This window comes from Streptomyces sp. NPDC046215 (genome assembly GCF_040646215.1).
In the GTDB taxonomy this organism is placed as follows: Bacteria; Actinomycetota; Actinomycetes; order Streptomycetales; family Streptomycetaceae; genus Streptomyces; species Streptomyces stramineus.
On the sequence record NZ_JBEYZW010000010.1, the window covers coordinates 116062 to 136938 of the forward strand.

A 20877-nucleotide genomic window follows, 5' to 3' on the forward strand; every position below is an offset into this window, starting at 1 on the left:
CCCCCGGGCCCTCCACCAGCCCGGGGTTTCACTCACAGGGCCGGTACGGTCGCGCCGGCCGCCAGCCGGAGCGCGCCCCGTGCATGACCGGCCTGCGTCCACGGTTCCCGTCGGGCAGGGTGAAATCTCTCTCGAAATCAATCGGTTTCGAATTAAACAAACACGCCTGCCGGAACGAGTGCTTCCTGGCGGAGAGCGGTTCACGATGTACCAGTCCGGGCCCAAGTAACGTTTAATGTCCGAGTTTTGATGGCCAGTAAAGGACTTCACGAACAGGTAATCCGTGGGTAAAGTAATGGGCTCCAGCGGCCGCGCAGTATTGGCCGTAGGTGGCTGGTGCTCGCGCGGTGACGCCGTGCACCGGCACGCCCGCTCGACATGCTCTTCGAGATGACCCGACCACGCGCCGCACCCGGCGACACGCTGCGGTGCCCCACGAGGCAGGCCACCATGAAATCAATCATCGACAACGCCCGATCCTTCGCCACCACCCTCGTTGCCGATCCCGAGCGCGCCGAGCGCCTCAGGGCTCTGGAGGCCGGGCAGGCTCCGGAAGTCCTCTTCATCTCCTGCGCGGACTCCCGCGTCGTCCCCGCGCTCATCACCGGCGCGGACCCCGGCCAGCTCTTCGAGCTGCGCACCGCGGGCAACATCGTGCCCAATTACAGCGGCGGCCCCACCGGTGAGGCCGCCACCGTCGAGTACGCGGTCAGCGTGCTCGGTGTCCGTGACATCGTCGTCTGCGGGCACTCGCACTGCGGCGCCGTGGGCGCCGTCGTGCGGGGCGACGACCTCTCCTCCGTGCCGGCCGTGCGGGGCTGGCTCGAACACGCGCTCCCGGTCGACGCTCCCGCCCGCACGGTCGAGCGCGTCTCACCCGACATGGCGGAGGCCGTGCAGCAGCACGCCATCGCCCAGCTGGACACCCTGCGCACCTACCCCTGCATCCGCGAGCGGATCGAGGAGGGGCAACTGTCGCTGCACGCCTGGTACTACGAGGTCCACACCGGCGTCGTCAGCGCACACCGGCCCGGCGACGCCCTGCCGTTCCCGCCCCTGTGACCCGCCCGACAGAAACACACAAGGGACCCTCACCCATGCTCTCCAACCTCAGGAAACCAGGCGTCCTGCGCCAAGACGTCCTCGCCTCGCTCGTCGTCTTCCTCGTGGCCCTGCCGTTGTGCGTCGGCGTGGCCGTGGCCTCCGGCGTACCGGCCGAACTCGGCCTGATCACCGGCATCGTCGGCGGGCTCGTGGTAGGCGCGATGCCCGGCAGCGTGATGCAGGTCAGCGGCCCGGCCGCCGGCCTGACGGTGCTCGTCTTCGAGGCCGTGCGGGAATTCGGCCTCGGCGGGCTCGGTCTCATCGTGCTGGGCACCGGGCTGCTCCAGCTCGCCCTCGGCTTCGCGCGGTTCGGCCGGTGGTTCCGGGCGATCTCCGTCTCGGTCGTGCACGGCATGCTCGCCGGCATCGGCCTCATCCTGATCTTCGGCCAGCTGTACACGATGGCCGGGCTCAAGCAGCCAAGAGAAGGACTGGAAAAGATCGCCGGCATCCCGGGGCTGATCGCGGATGTCGTGACCAGCCGCGCCGCCCTGACCGCCTCCGCGGTCGGCCTGGCCACCATCGCCGTGCTCGTCCTGTGGAAGAAGCTTCCCGCCAAGGTGCAGCTCGTGCCCGCGCCGCTCGCGGCGGTCGCGCTGGCCACAGCCGTAGCCGCCCTGGCCGGCCTGAACGTCCCCAACGTCGAGGTGAAGGGGCTCTCGGGCGCCATCCAGCCGCCGAGCCTGAACGATCTGTCCTCACTCGGCAGCGGCGCCCTGCTCGGCACCATCGTGATTTTCACCCTCATCGCCTCGGCGGAGACGCTGTTCAGCGCCGCCGCGGTCGACCGGATGCACGACGGCCCCGGCACTCACTACGACAAGGAACTCCTGGCCCAAGGGGTGGGCAACACCGTGTGCGGCCTCCTCGGCGCCCTGCCCATGACCGCGGTCATCGTCCGAAGCTCCGCCAACGTCGCCGCAGGCGCCAAGACCCAGCTCTCCCGCATCCTCCACGGCGCGTGGCTGCTGCTGTTCGTGGTCGCGCTCCCAGCGGCCATCGGCCTCATCCCGCTGGCCGCGCTGGCAGGCGTGCTGGTACACGCCGGCTGCAAGCTCATCCCCGTCCAGCAGTTCGGTCCCCTGTGGCGCAAGCACCGCGGTGAACTCGCGATCCTCGTGATCACCGCTGTGGGCATCGTGGTGACCAGCATGTTCGAGGGCGTGATGATCGGTCTCCTCCTGTCCGTGGTGAAGTCGGCCTGGTCCACCTCCAAGGTTCACGTGGGCGTCACCGAACTCGCCGACGGCAGCATCCTGGTGCGGCTCACCGGCAACGCGACGTTCCTGCGGCTGCCTCACATCCTGGACTCACTCGAAGCCCTGCCCAAGGACCGTTCCATCGAACTCGACCGCTCTGAGCTGCGGCATCTGGACCACGCCTGCCGAAGCGCCCTGGAGGCATGGGCCGCCCGGCACAACGACGCCGGCACAGAGCCGGTACGGCTGCGCGACGCGCCACCGGCGGCGCCTGCGGGCGAAACGGCTGAGCGCAGCGAGCCGCTGGCACGGATCTGAGCAACCTCGCGCTCCGGGTGCGGCAGCACAACTGCGGCCCGGAGCGCACAAATCGGCGGAGGTCACCCGTCTGCGGGTGACCTCCGCCCTTCGGCGTCCACGAGCCCATCGCCCAGGCCACCCAGGACCCCTTCGTGGGCCAGCGCCGTTGGCAAGCCCGTGATGCATTGGGTCACCATGGCTGCCCGAACCCGGAGCCTCCTCCGAAAGCGGTGGCCTCGCCCCAGCCCGTCTTCCCGGTCAGCGCGGGCCGTTGACCTTGCGCTCAACGTCGAGGGTCAGCGTGAGGGCGTCCAGCACGCTGTCCGGAGCGATCCGGTTCTCCGCCCCGCCGCGCAGGACGTCCAGGACGTGGTCGATCATGGCGGTGTACTGGTCGGCGGCCGGCAGGTCGAGCTCGCGCGGGCCGTCGGCGGTGTAGGCGGTGACGGTGCCGGACGGCTTGCCGTCGAAGCCCATCGTGGACGTGGCGTCGAGTACGCCGTGCTCGAAGGTGGCGGTGTAGCCGCCGCGGGCTCCCCAGGGCATGGGCATCAGCGAGGAGACGGAGCTGCGGGCCGCCGCACCGTCAAAACGGAAAGCGGCGTCGATGGCCGCGGAGTTCTCGTCCCGCTCCACCGAGGTGACGGTGACGTCCCGGGGCAGGCCGAGGGTGCGCGCGATGATGTCCATGTCGCTGTGCATGGCTTCCAGCGGCAGCACCTTGAGCCCGAGCGAGGCGCCCGGCCACAGGTGAGCGGTCCGGTTCCACAGCGTCAGCTGCTCCAGCCGCCCGTAGACGCCCTCGCGCACCGCGTCGAACAGGGGCTGATGAGCCGGGATGAACCGCTCGAACATGTCGACGAACACATGTTTGTCGCTGCGTGCCGCGGCCTCGGCGACTCGCCGGGCGTCGGCGAGGTTGTCGGCCAGCGGCAGTTCGACCAGAGCGTGCTTGCCCGCTTCCAGGGCACGCAGCACGTACGGGGCGTGCAGTTGGACGGGCAGGCAGATGTCCACCAGGTCGAACGAGGGATCCTCGAACGCGGCATCCATCGTGGTCGAGGACGCGAAACCGAACCGCCCCGCCACCTTCGCGGTCTTCTCCGCATCGCGGCCGAACATCACCACCTCCACGTCGCCACGGGCGGCGTAGACAGCGGCATGGGCCTGCCCGAAACCGGTTCCCAACAGTGCGATCTTCATTTCGTCTCCTTGCGTTCGTTGCGGTGGGGGGTGCGTTCAGTCGGCCTGGCGCCTGATGCCTGATGCCACGGTGGTCGGCGGCGCGGGGCAGGTCAGGCCACCGGAGTCGGCGCGGGCTCCTGCGCCCGCTCCCTGTCCGCCCCGTTGGTCGGTTTCTTGGTGCCGGCGGTGCGGGGCAGGGCTGCCAGCAGGGCGCACGCGGCGACGAACGCGGCCGCCACGTACCACAGGGAACCGGTGAAGGCGTGCGGCATCCTCGCCGACCGGGTGGCGGGGTCGCCGTGGCCCAGGCGGGCGAAGAAGATCACCGAGGACAGGGCGACACCCACGGCCTGGCCGAGCTGGACGGTGGTGTTGGTCAGTCCGGACGCGGAGCCGGCGTGCTCGTGGGGGACCTCGGAGAGGATCAGGTCGGTCAGCGGGGCGATGATCAGCCCCATGCCCAGGCCCATCGGGACCAGCGGCAGGATGGCCTGCCACATCGTGATGTCCGCTCCGTGACGATGGGTGAGGCAGGCGAACAGCAGCATGCCCGCCGCCGCCAGCAGGGCACCGGCCTGTAGGACCACGCGTCCGAAGCGGGGCACCAGGACCTGCATGGACATCCCGGCGCCGGCCATCATCGCCGCCGACAGCGGCAGCCCCGACAGTCCGGCCTTCAGCGGTGACCAGCCCAGCCCCAACTGGAGGTAGAGGGTCCAGGCCAGGAAGAACACCCCCGAGGCCAGGCCGAACATGAGCTGCACGCCCTGCCCGCCGGCGAAGCTGCGCCGGGCGAACAGCGACAGCACCACCAACGGCGAGCCACCCCGCCGCAGCACACGCCGCTCCCAGGCGACGAAGAGCGCCAGCAGCGGCACGGACGCGGCCATCGAAACGTAGGTCCAGACGGGCCAGCCCAGCTCGCGGCCCTGGGTCAGCGGGAACACCAGCGCCAGCAGCCCGGCCGTCGCCAGCAACACCCCGACCAGGTCCAGGCGGGCGGCGCGCTCGGCCTTCGACTCGCTGATCACCATGCGCCCGGCGATCAGACCGGCGACGCCCAGCGGCAGGTTGACCAGGAAGATCGGCCGCCAGCCCAGCCCGAACAGGTCACCCTGCACGAGCAGCGCGCTGACCAGCGGACCGGCGATCGTGCCCAGTGACATGACCGCGCCGTAGATCCCGAAGACTTTGCCGCGCTCACGCTCGGGAAACGTGACGTGGATGATCGACAGCACCTGCGGCACCATCAGCGCCGCCATCGCGCCCTGGGCCACGCGCCCGGCCAGCAGTATTTCCGCGTTGCCGGCGACGCCGCAGACCAGCGAGGTGACGGTGAAGCCGACGACGCCGAGCAGGAAGACGCGCTTGCGGCCGAACAGATCGCCCAGACGGCCGCCGGTGATCAGCCCGAGCGCGAATGCCAGCGCGTACCCACCGGTAATCCACTGCACCTGCGCCGACGAGGCACCGAGGTCCTCCTGGATATGGGGGATGGCCATATGGACGACGGTGACGTCCACCGCGTCCATGAATGAGGCGATCAGCACCACGGCCAGCGCGGCCCACCTGCGCGGATCCGTCGCGTTCATAGCGTTTCGGGAGTTTTCGTTCTCGGACATGTCGACCAAGCTAGAGTCCTTTTAGGACACCTCACGTCCGTAAAGAGAGGCAATCTGGGACGCATGACGACCGACCTGCCCGCCCGGATGCTCCGCCTGCTTTCCCTGCTACAGACCCGCCGCGAATGGTCCGGCACCGAACTCGCCGAACGCCTCGGCGTCACCGGCCGCACCATCCGCCGTGACATCGACCGCCTGCGCGACCTCGGATACCCCGTCGAAGGCACCACCGGCCACGCCGGCGGCTACCGCCTCGCCTCCGGCACCGCCATGCCCCCGCTGCTCCTCGACGATGACGAAGCCATCGCCACCGCCGTCGCCCTGCGCACCGCCGCCGGCAACCTCACCGGCATGGAGGAAACCGCACTGCGTGCCCTGGCCAAACTCGAACAGGTCCTGCCCGCCCGGCTGCGCACGCAGGTCGCGGCCGTGCAGCAGGCAACGGCCACCATCGGCTGGGAACCCCGCGCTCCGCGCGTCGACCCCGAGTTGCTGGGCAGCCTGGCCGCCGCCTGCCGCGATCACGAAAGCGTCACCTTCGACTACACCACCCGCCACGGCGGCTGCGCCGCCCGCCGCACCGAGCCCCACCACCTCATCGCCTCCGGCGGCCTGTGGTACCTCCTCGCCCACGACACCGACAAGAACGACTGGCGCATCTACCGCCTCGACCGCATCAGCAACCTAGCCCCCACCCGCCACCGCTTCACCCCCCACCCCGTCCCCGGCGACGATCCGGCCGCCTACGTCGCCGACAAGATCGCCACCGCGCCGACCCGCTACCGCGCCATCGCCACCGTCCAGGCTCCCGCCGACACCGTCCGCCGCCGCACCTGGGCCCTGCCCGGCCGCATCGAGCCCCTCGACGAGAACACCTGCACCGTCGACTGCTCCAGCAACTACCTCCCCGGCATTGCCCAGACCCTCGCCGCGCTCGACACTGACTACACCCTCGACGCCGACTCCCACGTCATCACCTACCTGCGACAGGAAGCCGATCGGCTGCACCGTGCGAGCAAGCCTCGGGCAGGCCATCAGGCCGGCCAGGGACCGGTTGAACAGATCTGAGAGTTCCGCGAGAGCCGCGGATCGCGATCCTTTCCCACACGGCGGCAACCGGGGCACCCGGGCGGGCTCCGCCCGCCGACAGCTGTCCCGCTGCTGAGCCCCAGGGGCTGGGTCGGTCACCGGAATACGGCGCAGGCCGTGGTCGGCGGGTCACTCAGGTGCCGTGATGTTTTGCCACAGAGCCTCCGCAAAAAACCTTTGGCGATATCACGGCAGCCACTGCTACGTTTCCGGAGGCCGTGCAAGAGAGCGAGGAGGTGGTACCCGTGAACGTATCGACAGGGGTGCTCCCCTCCGGGGTCACGGTCGGGCGATAGGTCGTCCGGGAGCGCCATTCAATGGCACTCCCGAAAGGCACGACCATGCGATTCACTTCTGAACGGCGTCTCGACGACGCTGTTTCCGAGCGCGCATTCACCCTCGGCGAGATCCCCGGCATCCTGTGGACGCCCGGATCCGCATCCGCGGCCGCACCGGCGCCGGTGATCCTGCTCAGTCCCCCTCCTCTCGGGCTGCGCAAGACGTACCCCCGACTGGTGGCCCGAGCCCGGCACTCCGCGGCGGACGGCTTCGCCACGGCCACCATCGAGCTCCCCGGAAGCGGCGGCCGGCCCCGTTGGCCCGCTGCCGAGCAGGCCCTCGCGGACCTGCGCCGGGCCATGGAGGCCGGCGAGCCGGTCAGCGACGAGATCATCGACGCCCTCATTCTCCCCCTGGTCGACAAAGCGGTCCCGGAATGGCAGGCCGCCCTGGACGCCCTTCTGTCGCTGCCCGAGATCGACGGCCCGGTCGGGTACTCGGGAGGAGTGATCTCCATCGGGACCCGGCTGGCGGTGGTCGAGCCGCGCATCTCGGCCGCAGTTCTGTTCGCCGGGAGTTTCATCCCTCGCGCCATCTTCGAGGAGGCTCGCCAGGTCACCATTCCTCTGCACGTCCTGCTGCAATGGGACGACGAAGGGAACGACCGGCAGGCGGCCCTCGACCTGTTCGACGCCTTCGGCTCCGAGGAGAAGACGCTGCACGCCAATATGGGCGGGCACACGGGCGTCCCGCAGTTCGCGGGGGACGCCGCGGCCCAGTTCTTCATCCGACACCTGAGGTGACGCCGGACCGTCAAGCCGCCAGGGCGTGGGCGGGTCGCCCCGCCCACGTCCCCGCCACTCCCCCGACGCCCTCGCGCTCCGCTGGGCCGCACCGCATCCATTCTTCACACAAAATATGTGATGTCCCGGCGATTTTTCTGCTAAAAATGCTTCCCATGCCGACGCTCCCCCGTCGGCCCGACCTGGAGGCTGTGACCGGAGCATGACCGCCCAGACCTTTCCCTCGTCCATCCCGTCCACCATGCGTGCCGCCGTGCTGCACGCTCCCGAGGAACTGCGGATCGAGGAGCGGCCGGTGCCGGTGCCCGGTCCCGGGCAAGTGCTCGTCCGGGTCGAAGCGGTCGGGATCTGCGGCTCCGACGTGCACTACTACCGGCACGGCCGGATCGGCGACTTCGTCGTGCGTGCTCCGATGGTGCTCGGCCACGAGCCCGGTGGCACGGTGGTCGCCCTGGGCCCGGGGACGGTCCGTCACCGGCCGGGGCAATTGGTCTCCATCGAACCGGGCGTCCCCTGCGGCCGCTGCGCCCAGTGCCGTTCCGGCCGTTACAACCTCTGCCCCGGCGTCTCCTTCTATGCCACGCCTCCGGTCGACGGGGCGCTGTGCGAGTACGTCGCCGTCGACGAGGACTTCGCCCACCCCGTCCCCGAGCCGCTGACCGCCGAGACGGCGGCCCTGCTGGAACCGCTGTCCGTCGGGGTGTGGGCCTGTCGCAAGGCCCGGGTCACCCCGGGTTCCCGGGTGCTGGTCACCGGGGCCGGTCCGATCGGGCTGGTCGCCGCGCAGGCCGCACGGGCCTTCGGGGCCACCGAAGTCGTCGTCACGGACGTCGCGCCGCACCGGCTCGACCTGGCCGGGCGGCTGGGCGCGACCACCACGGTGGACGTCTCGACGACCCCCTTGGCCGACACCGGCTTCGAACCCGACATCCTGCTGGAGTGCTCCGGCGTCCCGGCCGTCGCCGACGAGGCGATCCGCGCCGTCGGCAGGGCGGGCCGGGCCGTGCTGGTCGGCATGGGCGGCGACACCGTCCCGCTCCCCCTGGCCCACGTGCAGAACTTCGAGATCGAGGTCACCGGCACCTTCCGGTACGCGGGCACCTGGCCCACCGCCATCGCCCTGGCCGCCTCCGGCGAAGTGGAGCTGCGGCAGCTCGTGAGCCACCGTTACGGCCTGGGGGACGCGGAGCGGGCGCTCACCGCGAGCACCGGTGACCCCACGGTGATCAAGTCGCTGGTGTGTCCGCAGAATGCCTGACCGGCGCCGTGCGAACGCGGAGGGCCGAAGGACACAGGAGAACGGGAACGAAGGGAAAGGCCGTATGCCGCCCAGGACACGCTTGTCGCAGGCCGCCGTCGAGCAGCGGCGGCAGGACGTCCTGCGATGCGTCACTGAACACGGCCCGCTGCGCATCGACGACCTCGCCGTCCGGTTCGGCGTCAGCCTGATGACGATGCACCGGGATCTCGACGACCTCGCCGGGCGCCGGCTGCTCCGCAAGGAGCGCGGCCGGGCCGTCGCCTTCCCCGCCCTGACGCGGGAGACGGCCACCCGCTTCCGCACCGGCACCGCCCTCGCGGCGAAGACCGCACTGTGCGCGGCGGTGACCGGCCGGATCACTTCCGGCATGACTGTCCTGATGGACGACTCCACGACCCTCTATCCCCTCACCGACGCGCTGGCCCGGCTCGAAGGGCTCACGGTGGTCACGAACTCGGTCGGCATCGCCCGGCGGCTGAGCCCGGCGCCCGCGGTGGAGGTGACTCTCCTCGGCGGCCGCTATCACGGCGAGTTCGACTCGTGCACCGGTGCGGAAGTTGCCCGCGGCCTCTCCCGCGTCCACGCCGACCTGGCCCTGATGTCCGCCACGGCCGTCATGGAGGGACGCCTCTTCCACCCCCTGCGGGAGTACGCCGACGTCAAGGAGGCCATGCTGGCCTCCGCCGATCGGTCCCTGCTCCTGGCCGACCACACCAAGTTCGGCAAGACCGCGACCCACGCGCACGGCACCGTGGAGGCGTACGAGGCTGTCATCACCGACACCGGAACGCCGGCCGACCAGCTCGCCGCCGTGCGTGCCATGGGCGTCGCCGTGGAGACGGCCGTCCCGGCCGGCGGCGGAGCGACCGGGGCCGCCGCGGCGGCGGAGTGACGGACGGACGGGCTGTGGGGCAGCGGAGCAGCAGGTGTCACGGTGTCCGACGCCTCCTGCTCCGCGCCGCGTTCGTCAGGCGGACGGCTCGGCGGCGCACACCGCGGTGGCCTGACCGGCCCCGGTGGCCCTTGCCGCTCCGGGCCCGCGACGCGCCTCGGTTTTCGCCTCGCCCCCGCGAGGCGCATCCTTCGCTCCACCCTCGGGAGACGCATCCTTCGCTCCGTCCCCGCGAGGAACTTTCCTCGTACCGGCCCCCGGCAACACAGGCATACCGTCCCCCGGCGACGTGACCCGCAAGCACAGTGCCGCGTTGAGCAGCAGCAGCGCCGCGTAGATCCACACCAGGCCCTGGAAACCGAACGAGCCGTAGGTCACCGTTCCGATCAGCGGGCCGACGGCGACGCTCAGTCCCGCGCCCAGGGTGTACACGCCCATCACCTGCCCCCGCCGTTCCGGCGCCTGGGCGACCATCATCGCGGGCAGCGGCACGTACCCCGCGAGCCCCACTCCGTACACGGCGACCGCGACCGCCGCCACGGGGAAGCTGTGACCGGCGGCCGCGGGCAGGTAGTAACAGAGCAGACAGCCGACGGCGCCGAGCACGCCGCCGAACAGAGCACACGTCCTGCGCTTGCTCCAGTTGTCGCCCAGCACGCCGAACACGAGCAGCGCACCCAGGTTCGCGACCATCATGACGACGAGGAGGGTGTTCCACTCGCCGTCGCTGAATCCGAGATCGCGCACGAAGAAGGGCATGAAGACCCACATGCCGAACGACGGCGTGGTGTTGATGAGCCGGATGACCAGGCTGATGCCGAGCTTCGGCTGCTCGAACAGGATCCGGAACGTACCCACCAGCTCGGTCCGGGCGTCGCGGCCCGGTGCCAGTCCGGTGAACCCCGTCCGTTCGCGGAGCAGCAGCAGGACGACGGCCGAGCCGGCGAGGATCACCACCAGGGAGAGCCACAGCGTCCGGTAGAAGCCGAGGGCCGGGGTGACCGCGGCGAAGACGAAGGAGCCGATGATCGGGTAGCCGGAGCTGTAGCAGAACCAGAACCAGCCGACCGCCTTGCTCTGGTGGTCCCTCGGGGCCACGGCCATGACCCACGAGAGGAAGCCGTAGGCGAACATCGGGTAGCCGAAGCCGCGCAGCCCGTAGGTGACCATGACGAGCCAGTAGCTCTCCGCCGGGACCGCGACGCCGAGCATCAGGACGTGGAAGAGCACCCAGACCCCTGCTCCCACCGCCATCACCTTCCGCGAGCCCCACCGGTCCGACAGCAGGCCCGCGCCGAGGAAGGAGGCGACGGCGGCGGTGACGCCGTAGACGGTGATGATCGCTCCGGCGCCGGTCTCGGAGAAGCCGAGGTCGTCGCCGAAGTATTTGGAGAGGTAGCTGGTCTCCACCCCGTCACCGATCATGAACAGCAGGAGGCCCGTGTAGCCCCAGAAGAGCGGGCGGGGGACGCCTATCCGGTCCAGTACGTGCCGGGCAGAGGAGCCCTCGGATCCACCCGGCCCGTGCGGTGCCTCCCGGCCGCCCGACTCGGCCCGACCGTCCTGACCGCCCGGCTCGCCGTGCCTGCTTGCCTCGTCCTGCCTGTTCATGGCTTCCCCGCTCCCGACGGCGTGATGTGGATCTTGCGGCCGGTGCCGGCGCGGAAGGCGACCACCGCCTCGTCGAAGCCCTCCAGCCCGAAGACGTGACTGACCAGCGGGTCCAGGTCGAGTCCGGAGGCGAGCAGGTCGATGGCGGGCTGGAAGCTGTGGTGCACCGCCATCGAGCCGATGATGTCGATCTCGCGGTTGTAGACCGCGAACGGGGAGAAGGCGGCGGTGCGCGCCGGGTCGACGACGCCGAACTGCAGGAACGTGCCGCCCTTGCGGACCCGGGTGAGCCCGTCCTCGATGGCGGCGACGACGCCGGTCGCGTCGATGACGACCTCGAAGCCCTGCGGGACGTCGAGAGCTTCAGCGTCCGTCGCCACGGCATCCGCCGCGAAGGACTCGGCGAAGGCCAGCCGTTCCGTGTTGACGTCCACCATGGAGACGGAGGCGGCGCCCGCGCCGCGCACCACCGCCGCCATCATCAGGCCCATGGTGCCCGCGCCGTAGATCAGGTAGTGCTCGCCGGGGCGGCGCGGCAGTCGGTTGAGGCCGTGCACCGCGCACGACAGCGGCTCGACCAGGCCCGCTGCCGCGTCGGACAGTTCGTCCGGCAGGACGTACGCGCAGCGGGCGGGGACGGCGACCAGTTCGGCGAAGCCGCCGCCGCGGGTGACGCCGACCGCGCTGTAGTTGTCGCAGAGGTTGCCGCGCCCGATGCGGCAGTAGTGACAGGCCCCGCACGGGAGGTTGGGATCGACGGCGACCCGGGTGCCCGGCTGAAGACCGGTCACGCCCTGGCCGAGGGCCACGATCCGGCCGGTCAGCTCGTGTCCGGGGACCAGGGGGTAGCCGGCGGAGGGGAGTTCGCCGTCCAGGATGTGCATGTCCGTGCCGCACAGACCGCACGAGGACACTTCGACGACGATCTCACCCGGGGCCGGGACGGGGTCGGGTACTTCGGTCACCCGGACCTCGCCGGGACCGGTGACTAGGACTGCGCGCATCGGCTCGCTCCTCACTTCCTTGTGCGGTGGCGGGACCGTAACCCTCGCGTAAACGCTTACGCAAGCGTTTACGCGGAGGAAGTGATGAGGTAACTTCGAGCGGGCGGGTGCCGGTTGGATGCGGTCGTCGGCCCCGGCCGCACGGCACCGTGATCGGCACCCACGATCACGGATATCGGACGACAACGGCGACGGACACGCCGCCGCACAGGAGGCTCGGGAGCATGGCAACGATGGCGGACGTGGCCCGGCACGCGGGCGTCTCCGTGGCCACCGTCTCCCATGTCCTCAACGCGACCCGCCCCGTGCGCCCGGCCACTCGCGACGCCGTCCGGGCAGCCATCGAGGAGCTGGGCTACACCCACAACACCCTCGCCCGTTCCCTGGTCACCTCCCGCACGAAGTCGATCGGCCTCGCGGTCTCCGCCGCCAGCAACCCGTATTTCACCGAGATCTTCCAGGGTGTCGAGGCCAGCGCCCTCCAGGCCGGCTACAGCCTCCTCGTCGCCGACCCCCACGACGACCCGGAGCACGAGCTCAAGACCGTCCGGCTGCTGCACGAACGCCGCGTCGACGGCATGATCGTCGCTCCGTCCGCCGCCCCCGGGGCCCTGCTCGACCAGCTCGCCCACATGAAGGTGCCCACCGTCTTCCTCGACCGCCTCGTCGGCGACTCCTACGACCAGGTCTGCGCGGAGAACGAAGCCCCGACGGCCCAGCTGGTCACCCACCTCGCCGAACAGGGCCACACCCGCATCGCGCTGATCGCCGGTACGCCCGGCCTCAGCACCACCACCGAGCGCGTCGCCGGCTACCGCACCGGCCTCGACGAGGCCGGTCTCCCCTACCGCCCCGAACTCGTCGTCGACGGCAACTCCCAGGCGTCGGGCGCCGAACGGGCCACCCACCACCTCCTCGGCCTCTGCGACCCACCCACCGCGCTGGTCACGGCGAACAACGCCATGACCATCGGCACCCTCCGGGCCCTGCGCGCCCTCAGCCTCGCCGTCCCCGGCGACATAGCGCTCGCCTGCTTCGACGACTTCTCCTGGGCGGACCTGTTCGAACCCCGCCTCACCGCCGTCGCCCAGCCCAGCCGCGACATCGCCGCGGCGGCGGTGGGCCTGCTCCTGGACCGGCTCGCGGATCCCGGGCGCGCGCCCCGCACCCTCCGGTTGCCCTGCGCCTTCGTGCACCGCAGTTCCTGCGGCTGCACCGGCTGAAGGCCCCCTCCCCCGTCCCCTGCCCGGCCCGCTCTCCTCCTCCGCTCCGCCGCCGGTTCCGTGCCCACCGTGCGCCTGCGGACCCGTCACCTCCCCCACCGAAAGGCCGCTCCCACATGATCATCGTCGCCGGGGAAGCCCTCATCGACCTCGTCCCCGCGGGGCCCGCCGCCGACGACGAGCTGCCCGCCCTGCTGCCCCGGCGCGGTGGCGGCCCCTACAACACCGCCGTCGCCCTCGCCCGCCTCGGCTCGCCGGCCGCCTTCTGCTCCCGGCTGTCCACCGACCACTTCGGCGAGGCCCTGCTGCGCGCGCTGGCGGCGGACGGTGTGGACACCTCCCTGGTCCAGCGCGGCCCCGAGCCCACCACTTTGGCTGTGGCGCACCTCGCTGACGGCGGCTCGGCCACGTACACCTTCCACGCCGAGGGCACCGCGGACCGCCTCTTCCGGCTCCCGGCCGACCTCCCGGCGCCGGCGCGTGCGCTCTCCTTCGGTACCTGCTCGCTCGTCCTGGAGCCGGGGGCGGGGGCGTACGAGGAGCTGATGCGCCGCGCGTCCGGGCGCGGCCTGTTCACCGCCCTCGACCCGAACATCCGGCCCGGTCTCATCCCCGACCCCGACGCCTACCGGGCCCGCTTCCGCTCCTGGCTGCCGCATACCACCCTGCTCAAGCTCTCCGAGGAGGACGCGGTGTGGCTCGCGCGATCGGCCGACGTCACGGCCACCGTCGGAGAGTGGCTCGCGTCCGGCCCGTACGCGGTGGTGCTCACCCGGGGCGGCGCGGGCATGACGGTCCGCACCCGCGACGGCCTCGAACTGTCGGTCGCCGGGGCGGAGGTGGACGTCGTGGACACCATCGGGGCGGGCGATACGGTCAACGCCGCGCTGCTGCACCGTCTCGACCACCACGGCGCACTCACCGGGACCCCCGCCCCGACCGCGGAGCAGTGGCACGACGTCCTGACGTTCGCCGCCCGGGCCGCCGCCCTGACCTGTGCCCGGGCCGGCGCGCAGCCGCCGTACGCCTCCGAGCTGGGGGCCGGGGACGGCTCGGTCGCGCGCTGAGCCGCTTCCGGCCCGGAGCCGCGGTGAGCGTGGGCAGGGCTCGCCGCTGCCGCGCGGGCCGGCGTCCCCTCGTCCGGGGTGCTGCTCCGGCGTGCCGGGCGGTGTGCCGAAGGCCGCAGCCTCGCCACCCGTGGCGGTTCGGGCCGGTGGGTGGTCAGGTGGTCTCGCGGACGGCGCGTGCCAGGGTGCGCAGTCCCTCGTCCAGTTCTTCGGGGGGAATGGTCAGCGGAGGCAGCAGCTTGACGACTTCGCTCTCCGGGCCGGACGTCTCGATGAGCAGCCCGAGTTCGAAGGCGCGGCGTGCCACCGCGGTGGCCCGGCCCTCGTGCCGGAGCTCCATGCCCCACACCAGGCCGCGGCCGCGCACATCGGCGACGTCCTCGGGGTGTTCGTCGGCGATGGCACGCAGCACAGGCTCGACCTGTTCGCCGCGCGTGAGGGTCTGCTTCTCCGTCTGCGCGTCGTTCCAGTAGGTCTCCAGCGCGGCGGTGGCCGTCACGAAGGCCGGGTTGTTGCCGCGGAAGGTGCCGTTGTGCTCGCCCGGCTCCCAGATGTCCAGACCCGGCTTGAACAGCGTCAGCGCCAGCGGGAGGCCGTAGCCGCCGATGGACTTGGAGAGAGTGATGATGTCGGGCTGTATGCCCGCTTCCTCGAAGGAGAAGAAGCCCCCCGTGCGGCCGCATCCCATCTGGATGTCATCGACGATGAGCAGCATGTCGTGCCGATGGCACAGGTCCGCCAGGGCGCGCAGCCACTCGGCGGCGGCGACGTTGACGCCGCCCTCGCCCTGCACGGTCTCCACGATCACCGCTGCCGGCTTGCTCAGGCCCGAGCCGGAATCCTCCAGCAGCCGCTCGAACCAGAGGAAGTCCGGGGTGCGGCCGTCCAGGTAGGAGTCGAACGGCATCAGGGTGCTGTGCACCAGCGGGACGCCGGCGCCGGCGCGTTTGAAGGCATTGCCGGTCACGGCCAGCGAGCCGAGCGACATGCCGTGGAAGGCGTTGGTGAAGGAGACGATCGACTCGCGGCCCTTGACCTTGCGGGCCAGCTTCAGCGCCGCTTCGACGGCGTTGGTTCCGGTCGGGCCCGGGAACATCACCTTGTGGTTCATGTCGCGCGGCTTGAGGATCGTCTCCTGGAAGGTTTCCAGAAAGGTCCGTTTGGCCGTGGTGGACATGTCCAGGCCGTGGGTGACGCCGTCCCGCTCGATGTAGTCGATCAGAGCGCGTTTGAGGACCGGGTTGTTGTGGCCGTAGTTGAGGGTGCCGGCGCCGGCGAAGAAGTCGAGGTAGGCGTGGCCGTCCTCGTCGTACATGTGCGCACCCTGGGCACGGTCGAAGACGGTGGGCCAGCCACGGCAGTAGCTGCGCACCTCCGACTCCACGGTCTCGAAGACGCTGAGGTCGGGCCGGGTGATGGTCACATCGTGCTCCTGGGGGGGTCACGGTTCGGCGTGAGGGTGGAGGGAGCGAAGAGTGGGGGTTGTCGTTGCGGTGCCGGATGTCTCAGAAGACATCGACTCCAGGTGGTCTCGTGCCCGCCCCGGGTTCAGCACGGACGGTCCGCCTTCGTGGTTCCGGCCGGGACCTCCGCGGGCTCGGTGAGACGCTCCGTGCCGCTCTCCGGCCGCGTGGGGCCCAGCCGTACGAAGCCTGGCCGTGCGGCTAGGAGCCCGCACACGAGTTCAGGCACCACCAGGAACACCAGCAGCCAGATCGATACCTCCCAGCCGCCGGTGGCACTGTGCAGCACGCCGAAGGTCAGCGGGCCGGTCGCGGCGAGGAGGTACCCGCCGGACTGGGCCATGCCCGAGAGCCGCGCCGTGACAGCGGCGTCGGGTGAACGCAGGTTGAGGAGCGTGAGGGCGATCGGGAACGCACTGCCCGTGGCGACCCCGAAAATCACGACCCAGACCCACCCGGCCTGTGGAGCCAGGAGCAGGCCGCCCAGCCCGATCACCATCAGGGCCACGACACCGAGGACGAGCGGCCGCTGGTCGCGCAGGCGGGCGGCGACCACCGGCACGACGAAACCGAGGGGGATTCCGATGATGATGATGGCCGAGTTCATCATCCCGGCGGTGGCGGGCGCGAAGCCGTGATCGTGCATCATCTCGGGAAGCCACGCCGTCAGCGTGTAGAACATCAGCGACGTCATGCCCATGAAGACCATCACCGACCAGGCCAGCGGCGAGCGCAGCAACGACCCCTTCTCCGCGTGAGCGTCCGGGTGAGCTTCCTCGTGAGCGGCGGGTGCGGGCGCGGAGGTGGGGGCGGTCGGCCGTGCCGGCAGCCGCTTGCGTCCACGGAGCGCGAGCGGTCCCCAGACCAGGGCGGCGATCAACGACGGGACCGCCCACACGGCCAGAGCCAGCCGCCAGCTGCCCATGTGGTCCAGCGGGACGGCCAGGCCGGCCCCGGCGGCGCCGCCGACCGACAACAGCATCATCGACAGCCCGGTGAGCGATCCCACGCGACGGGGGAACACGCGCTTGATGACCGCCGGCACCAGCACATTGCCCGTGGCCATCCCGGCCGCGGCCAGCGCGGTGCCGGTGAACAGCGCGGCCTGGGCGGGGACCACGCGCAGGAGGAGCCCGGCCGTGATCACCACGAGCGCTACGGTGATCGCCGCCTCGGTACCGATCCGGCGGGCGAGCACGGGGGCGAGCGCGGAGAAGATGCCCAGGCACAGCTCCGGCAGGGTGGTGAGCAGGCTGACCTCGACGCCGGTGAGCCCGAACGTGTCCTGCAGCTCGCCCAGGAGCGGGGGAACGCCGGTGATGGCCGCCCGCAGATTGAGGGTCAGCAGTACCAGACCGATGAGCGTCCAGATCGCTGTGAAACGAGTGATACGGGGAGTGGTCATGTCACCTTCGTCCTGCGCGGCGGCGTGTTGAACGTCGGGGTGGGCAGTGGACGTCCCCCGGGAGCCGCCCTGGTGGGCCGGAGGAAACCGCCGGCGCCGGGATCGCCTCCGGCGCCCGCACGGGTCAGGGTGTGCCGACTCCTGGGCCGGTCAGACGGGGAACTCGCGGTTGCCGAGGTGCTGCGGACGCGGCTTGGGCGCGGCGAACGGGGCGTCCAGCGTGTTCTCCACGCTGTTGTAGACGATGAAGATGTTGGAACGCGCGAAAGGTGTGATGTTGCCGCTTGAAGCGTGCAGCAGGTTCGAGTCGAACATCACCGCGGTCCCGGCGGGGCCGGTGACGTGCTCGATACCGTGTTGCTCGGCCATCCGCGACAGGTGCTCCCGGCCCGGGGAGCCGACGGGGAGGCGCTCGACGCGCAGTGACTCCTTATGGAAATCGGGCGGTGTCTCCCCGACTGTCGGAATGAACGTCTTGTGCGTGCCCGGCATGACCAGGAGCGGACCGTTGAACGGGTAGTTCTCGCTCAGCGCGATGGAAACGCTGAACGCGCGCGGCCGGGGCATCCCGTCTTCGGAGTGCCATGTTTCGAAATCGGAGTGCCAGTCGAACTGGGCGCCGCCGAAGCCGGGCTTGTAGTTGACACGGCTCTGGTGGATGTACACGTCCGAGTTGAGGACCTGCCGGGCGACATCGATGAGCCGAGGCGAGTGCAGCAACGCGGCGAAGAGCTCGCTGACCTTCTCGACCTCGAACACGGAGCGCACCTGGTCCGACTCCGGCTCCAGGATCACGCGTTCACTCGCGCGCAGTACCGGGTCCGTGCCGAGCCGCTCCATCTCGGCACGGTAGGTCTCCACCTCCTGCGGGGACAGCAGGTTGTCGAGGACGAGGTAGCCGCTGGACTCGTAGCGGTCCAGTTGTCCCTTGCTGAGCGGGCCGGAAGCTTCGCCCCACACCGTGGGGTCGACCCGCGGCTGGGGAAAGGCCTGGGCGGTGACTCGGGTGGGGTAAAGGTCGGGGCGCACAGTGGTATTCATCTAAGGGTCTCCTTCACGAGGTAGGAGGTGATCACGACGATGCGCGTGCTCGTGTCCGGGTACGGTGACGATTCCCGGAACGGCGGTCGTCCGGTGCGGAAACCGGCGGTCTCGACGTCGGCGGTGGCTCCTGCAGCAGCCCTCCAGCCTTCTCAGGGCGTGTCCACGTCCTCGACGTCGGTCAGCAGGGGGTAGGCGCCGTTCTCATCGTGATCCTCCCGGCCCGTCATGGGCGGGTTGAAAACGCAGATATAGCGGGAGTCGGTCTTCGGACGCAGGGTGTGCCGTTCGTTGCCGTCGAGGAGGTACATGGTCCCAGGGGTGATCCAGTGCTTTTCCCCGGTCTCCTCGTTGGTCAGCTCGGACTCCCCCTCGACGCACAGCACCGCCTCGACGTGGTTGGCGTACCACATGAACGTCTCGGTGCCGGCATAGACGGTGGTCTCGTGCAGTGAGAATCCGACCCGCTCCCGGGCGAGAACGATTCTCTTGCTCTCCCAGGTACCTGACTTGGACTTGACGACCCGGTCGGTTCCTTCGATGTCTTTGAATGAACGGACGATCACGGTGGTGTGATGCCCCCTTGGTCGCTGTTGGGTCAAGCGGTCCCGCGCTCGGGGACCAGGTCGGCGAGGGAGGCGGGACCCTCTTGCCTCCGCCGCCCGATGGTCTAACTCACCGCACCCTTGCAGCAGTTCGGCGGCCGCCTGATCAATCCATTAGAACCATACGCAGGCCCGGCCATCAACCGTGGACCCCTTCGTCGGCGTTGACAACGGCGGCGCTGACGACACGGCTGCCGCCGACGTGTCGGCCGGCCTCTACGCCCGCTGGGCGACACGCGGACGAGGCCGTGGCGCCCGACGCCGTGACACCCGACAACTGTCCACTCACCCTGGGTGCCGCACAAGCTTGAACAGATGATCTTTGAAAGAGTAAGCCTGTCGGCCTGATTCAACCTGCGAGAGGCGGGCACACGAACCGGGCAGCATGCCGCATCAGGGGGTGGTCCAGAACGACCCGTTCTACTCGGTAACGACCCTGTCTCTCCGGAAAGTACGACGCCGACATGGAAACAGGCGCACGGCGCGTCGGCACCTTCCCTCTTTTTCCCTCTTCACTACGATCAGGACGTACCGGCTGGGGGCCGATGTGGAAGCTCAGCTTGACCGCAGCTATCACCCAAAATACCTCAAACCCAGGGAACCCACGCCTTGTCTGGTTCCCATAGACCAGCTTCAGCCGGCCGATTCACCGCGTCTCGCGGGAGAGGATGAGCAACACGCCCAGCGGCTGGCCGAGAGTGAAACCGAGTGGCCGCCGATACTGGTCCACAGGTCCACCATGCATGTGATCGACGGGATGCACAGGCTCCGCGCAGCCAAAGAAAAAGGATGCCATTGCATCAAGGTCGAGTTCTTCGACGGCAGCGAGGAAGCGGCTTTCGTCGAAGCGGTGAGGGCCAACATCAGGCACGGCCTTCCCCTCTCCCTGGAGGACCGGCGCTCTGCAGCCGAACGCATCGTCGTCTCGCAGCAGAACATGTCGGACCGGGCGATCGCCGAGTGCACGGGCTTGTCCACCAAAACGGTCGGCAGTATCCGACGGCGCCTGAACCAGGGCTCCTCCCCACAGGACGTGCGGGTAGGCAAGGACGGCCGGCGCCGCCCGCTCAGCACCGCCGAAGGCCGGCGGCAGGCCGCCAGGGCCCTGGCGGCCGAGCCTCTTGCTCCGCTACGGCAGATCGCCAAGGTCGCGGGGGTTTCCGTGGGCACCGCACACGATGTCCGGGAACGGATCCGCCGAGGCGAGGATCCCGTGGTAGCCAGAGATCGCCGTACACCGCGAAAGCCCGACGATCGTGAGAGCTTCGCAGCACAAGTCACGGATCCGTCCGGCACCGCTCCGAAAAAGGAGCGGAAAATAAGGAACATGCAGGCGCGACTACAGACACTGCAAAAGGACCCTTCGCTGAGATTATCGGAATCGGGCAGGGAGCTACTGCGGTGGCTGCACCTGAATCACCGAGCGAAGGTGCAGTATCCGCACGTTGTCGACAACATACCGCCGCACCTTGCAGAGACCGTGGCCGAGTTGGCCATCCAGTGCGCAGAGATGTGGCGGAATCTAGCCCAGGAACTCGAGGAACGGGCGGGGCAACAGGACTAACGGCGTAGATGTCATGACCATGACCTTCTGGGACGGAGGGCCCCTGTTCAACTGAAGGAATTCCACACTTGAACAGGGGCCTCCCGGGTGAGCCGGCCTCCTTGGCGGCCGAGGTGCCGGTGTTCATCGCGACGCCGACGTCGGCCTGGGCCAGCGCGGG

General features: G+C 70.0%; 17 protein-coding genes. 9 read left to right on the forward strand and 8 right to left on the reverse strand.

Features of this window, described 5'->3' with window-relative positions; all coding sequences use genetic code 11:
• Positions 1 to 450 precede the first annotated feature (450 nt).
• Together ABZ951_RS07105 and ABZ951_RS07110 are read left to right on the forward strand one after the other, a co-directional pair.
• Positions 451 to 1062, forward strand: a complete 612-nt coding sequence (locus ABZ951_RS07105; protein WP_344083651.1) for a carbonic anhydrase — start codon at positions 451 to 453, stop codon at positions 1060 to 1062.
• Positions 1063 to 1097: 35 nt separating this feature from the next.
• Positions 1098 to 2621, forward strand: coding sequence for a SulP family inorganic anion transporter (locus tag ABZ951_RS07110; RefSeq protein ID WP_344083648.1), 1524 nt, complete (start codon positions 1098 to 1100; stop codon positions 2619 to 2621).
• Positions 2622 to 2861: 240 nt separating this feature from the next.
• On the opposite strand, the gene ABZ951_RS07115 is transcribed toward ABZ951_RS07110, so the two are convergent.
• Together ABZ951_RS07115 and ABZ951_RS07120 are read right to left on the reverse strand one after the other, a co-directional pair.
• A complete protein-coding gene (locus tag ABZ951_RS07115) occupies positions 2862 to 3806 on the reverse strand; it encodes a Gfo/Idh/MocA family oxidoreductase (RefSeq protein ID WP_344083645.1) in 945 nt (314 codons plus the stop codon).
• A 92-nt stretch (positions 3807 to 3898) separates the two neighbouring features.
• Positions 3899 to 5410, reverse strand: a complete 1512-nt coding sequence (locus ABZ951_RS07120) for an MFS transporter (protein WP_344083642.1) — start codon at positions 5408 to 5410, stop codon at positions 3899 to 3901.
• Between the two features lie 63 nt (positions 5411 to 5473).
• On the opposite strand from ABZ951_RS07120, the gene ABZ951_RS07125 reads away from it, so the two are divergent.
• The 4 genes from ABZ951_RS07125 (at position 5474) to ABZ951_RS07140 (ending at position 9734) form a co-directional block, all read left to right on the forward strand.
• A complete protein-coding gene (locus ABZ951_RS07125; RefSeq protein WP_344083639.1) occupies positions 5474 to 6478 on the forward strand; it encodes a YafY family protein in 1005 nt (334 codons plus the stop codon).
• 362 nt (positions 6479 to 6840) lie between these two features.
• The gene (locus ABZ951_RS07130; protein ID WP_344083636.1) at positions 6841 to 7581 is read left to right on the forward strand and encodes an alpha/beta hydrolase; all 741 of its coding nucleotides are present in this window, start codon (positions 6841 to 6843) and stop codon (positions 7579 to 7581) included.
• A gap of 202 nt (positions 7582 to 7783) precedes the next feature.
• Entirely contained in the window at positions 7784 to 8839 is a 1056-nt protein-coding gene (locus ABZ951_RS07135; RefSeq protein WP_344083633.1) for an NAD(P)-dependent alcohol dehydrogenase, read from the forward strand.
• Between the two features lie 64 nt (positions 8840 to 8903).
• Positions 8904 to 9734, forward strand: coding sequence for a DeoR/GlpR family DNA-binding transcription regulator (locus tag ABZ951_RS07140; RefSeq protein ID WP_344083630.1), 831 nt, complete (start codon positions 8904 to 8906; stop codon positions 9732 to 9734).
• Positions 9735 to 9809: 75 nt separating this feature from the next.
• Here ABZ951_RS07140 and ABZ951_RS07145 read toward each other — a convergent pair whose 3' ends face one another.
• A complete protein-coding gene (locus ABZ951_RS07145; protein WP_344083627.1) occupies positions 9810 to 11345 on the reverse strand; it encodes an MFS transporter in 1536 nt (511 codons plus the stop codon).
• Positions 11342 to 12349 carry a zinc-dependent alcohol dehydrogenase family protein gene (locus ABZ951_RS07150; RefSeq protein WP_344083624.1) on the reverse strand — a complete coding sequence of 336 codons (1008 nt, stop codon included), beginning with the start codon at positions 12347 to 12349 and terminating at the stop codon, positions 11342 to 11344. The genes ABZ951_RS07145 and ABZ951_RS07150 overlap by 4 nt, the downstream gene beginning before the upstream one ends.
• Positions 12350 to 12573: 224 nt before the next feature.
• Here ABZ951_RS07150 and ABZ951_RS07155 point away from each other — a divergent pair, with 224 nt between their 5' ends.
• Both ABZ951_RS07155 and ABZ951_RS07160 read left to right on the forward strand, forming a co-directional pair.
• Positions 12574 to 13572, forward strand: a complete 999-nt coding sequence (locus ABZ951_RS07155; protein WP_344083621.1) for a LacI family DNA-binding transcriptional regulator — start codon at positions 12574 to 12576, stop codon at positions 13570 to 13572.
• 116 nt (positions 13573 to 13688) lie between these two features.
• A complete protein-coding gene (locus ABZ951_RS07160; protein WP_344083618.1) occupies positions 13689 to 14639 on the forward strand; it encodes a carbohydrate kinase in 951 nt (316 codons plus the stop codon).
• Between the two features lie 154 nt (positions 14640 to 14793).
• Here ABZ951_RS07160 and ectB read toward each other — a convergent pair whose 3' ends face one another.
• The 4 genes from ectB to ABZ951_RS07180 form a co-directional block, all read right to left on the reverse strand.
• Positions 14794 to 16062, reverse strand: coding sequence for a diaminobutyrate--2-oxoglutarate transaminase (gene ectB, locus ABZ951_RS07165; protein ID WP_344083615.1), 1269 nt, complete (start codon positions 16060 to 16062; stop codon positions 14794 to 14796).
• A gap of 125 nt (positions 16063 to 16187) precedes the next feature.
• Positions 16188 to 17507: an MFS transporter gene (locus ABZ951_RS07170; protein ID WP_344083612.1), complete on the reverse strand. Its 1320-nt coding sequence runs from the start codon at positions 17505 to 17507 to the stop codon at positions 16188 to 16190.
• A 150-nt stretch (positions 17508 to 17657) separates the two neighbouring features.
• The gene (thpD, locus tag ABZ951_RS07175) at positions 17658 to 18548 is read right to left on the reverse strand and encodes an ectoine hydroxylase (RefSeq protein WP_344083609.1); all 891 of its coding nucleotides are present in this window, start codon (positions 18546 to 18548) and stop codon (positions 17658 to 17660) included.
• A gap of 152 nt (positions 18549 to 18700) precedes the next feature.
• Positions 18701 to 19114: an ectoine synthase gene (locus ABZ951_RS07180; RefSeq protein ID WP_344083606.1), complete on the reverse strand. Its 414-nt coding sequence runs from the start codon at positions 19112 to 19114 to the stop codon at positions 18701 to 18703.
• 661 nt (positions 19115 to 19775) lie between these two features.
• Between ABZ951_RS07180 and ABZ951_RS07185 the strand changes: the two genes are divergently transcribed.
• The gene (locus ABZ951_RS07185) at positions 19776 to 20717 is read left to right on the forward strand and encodes a ParB/RepB/Spo0J family partition protein (RefSeq protein WP_361279321.1); all 942 of its coding nucleotides are present in this window, start codon (positions 19776 to 19778) and stop codon (positions 20715 to 20717) included.
• Positions 20718 to 20877: the final 160 nt, after the last annotated feature.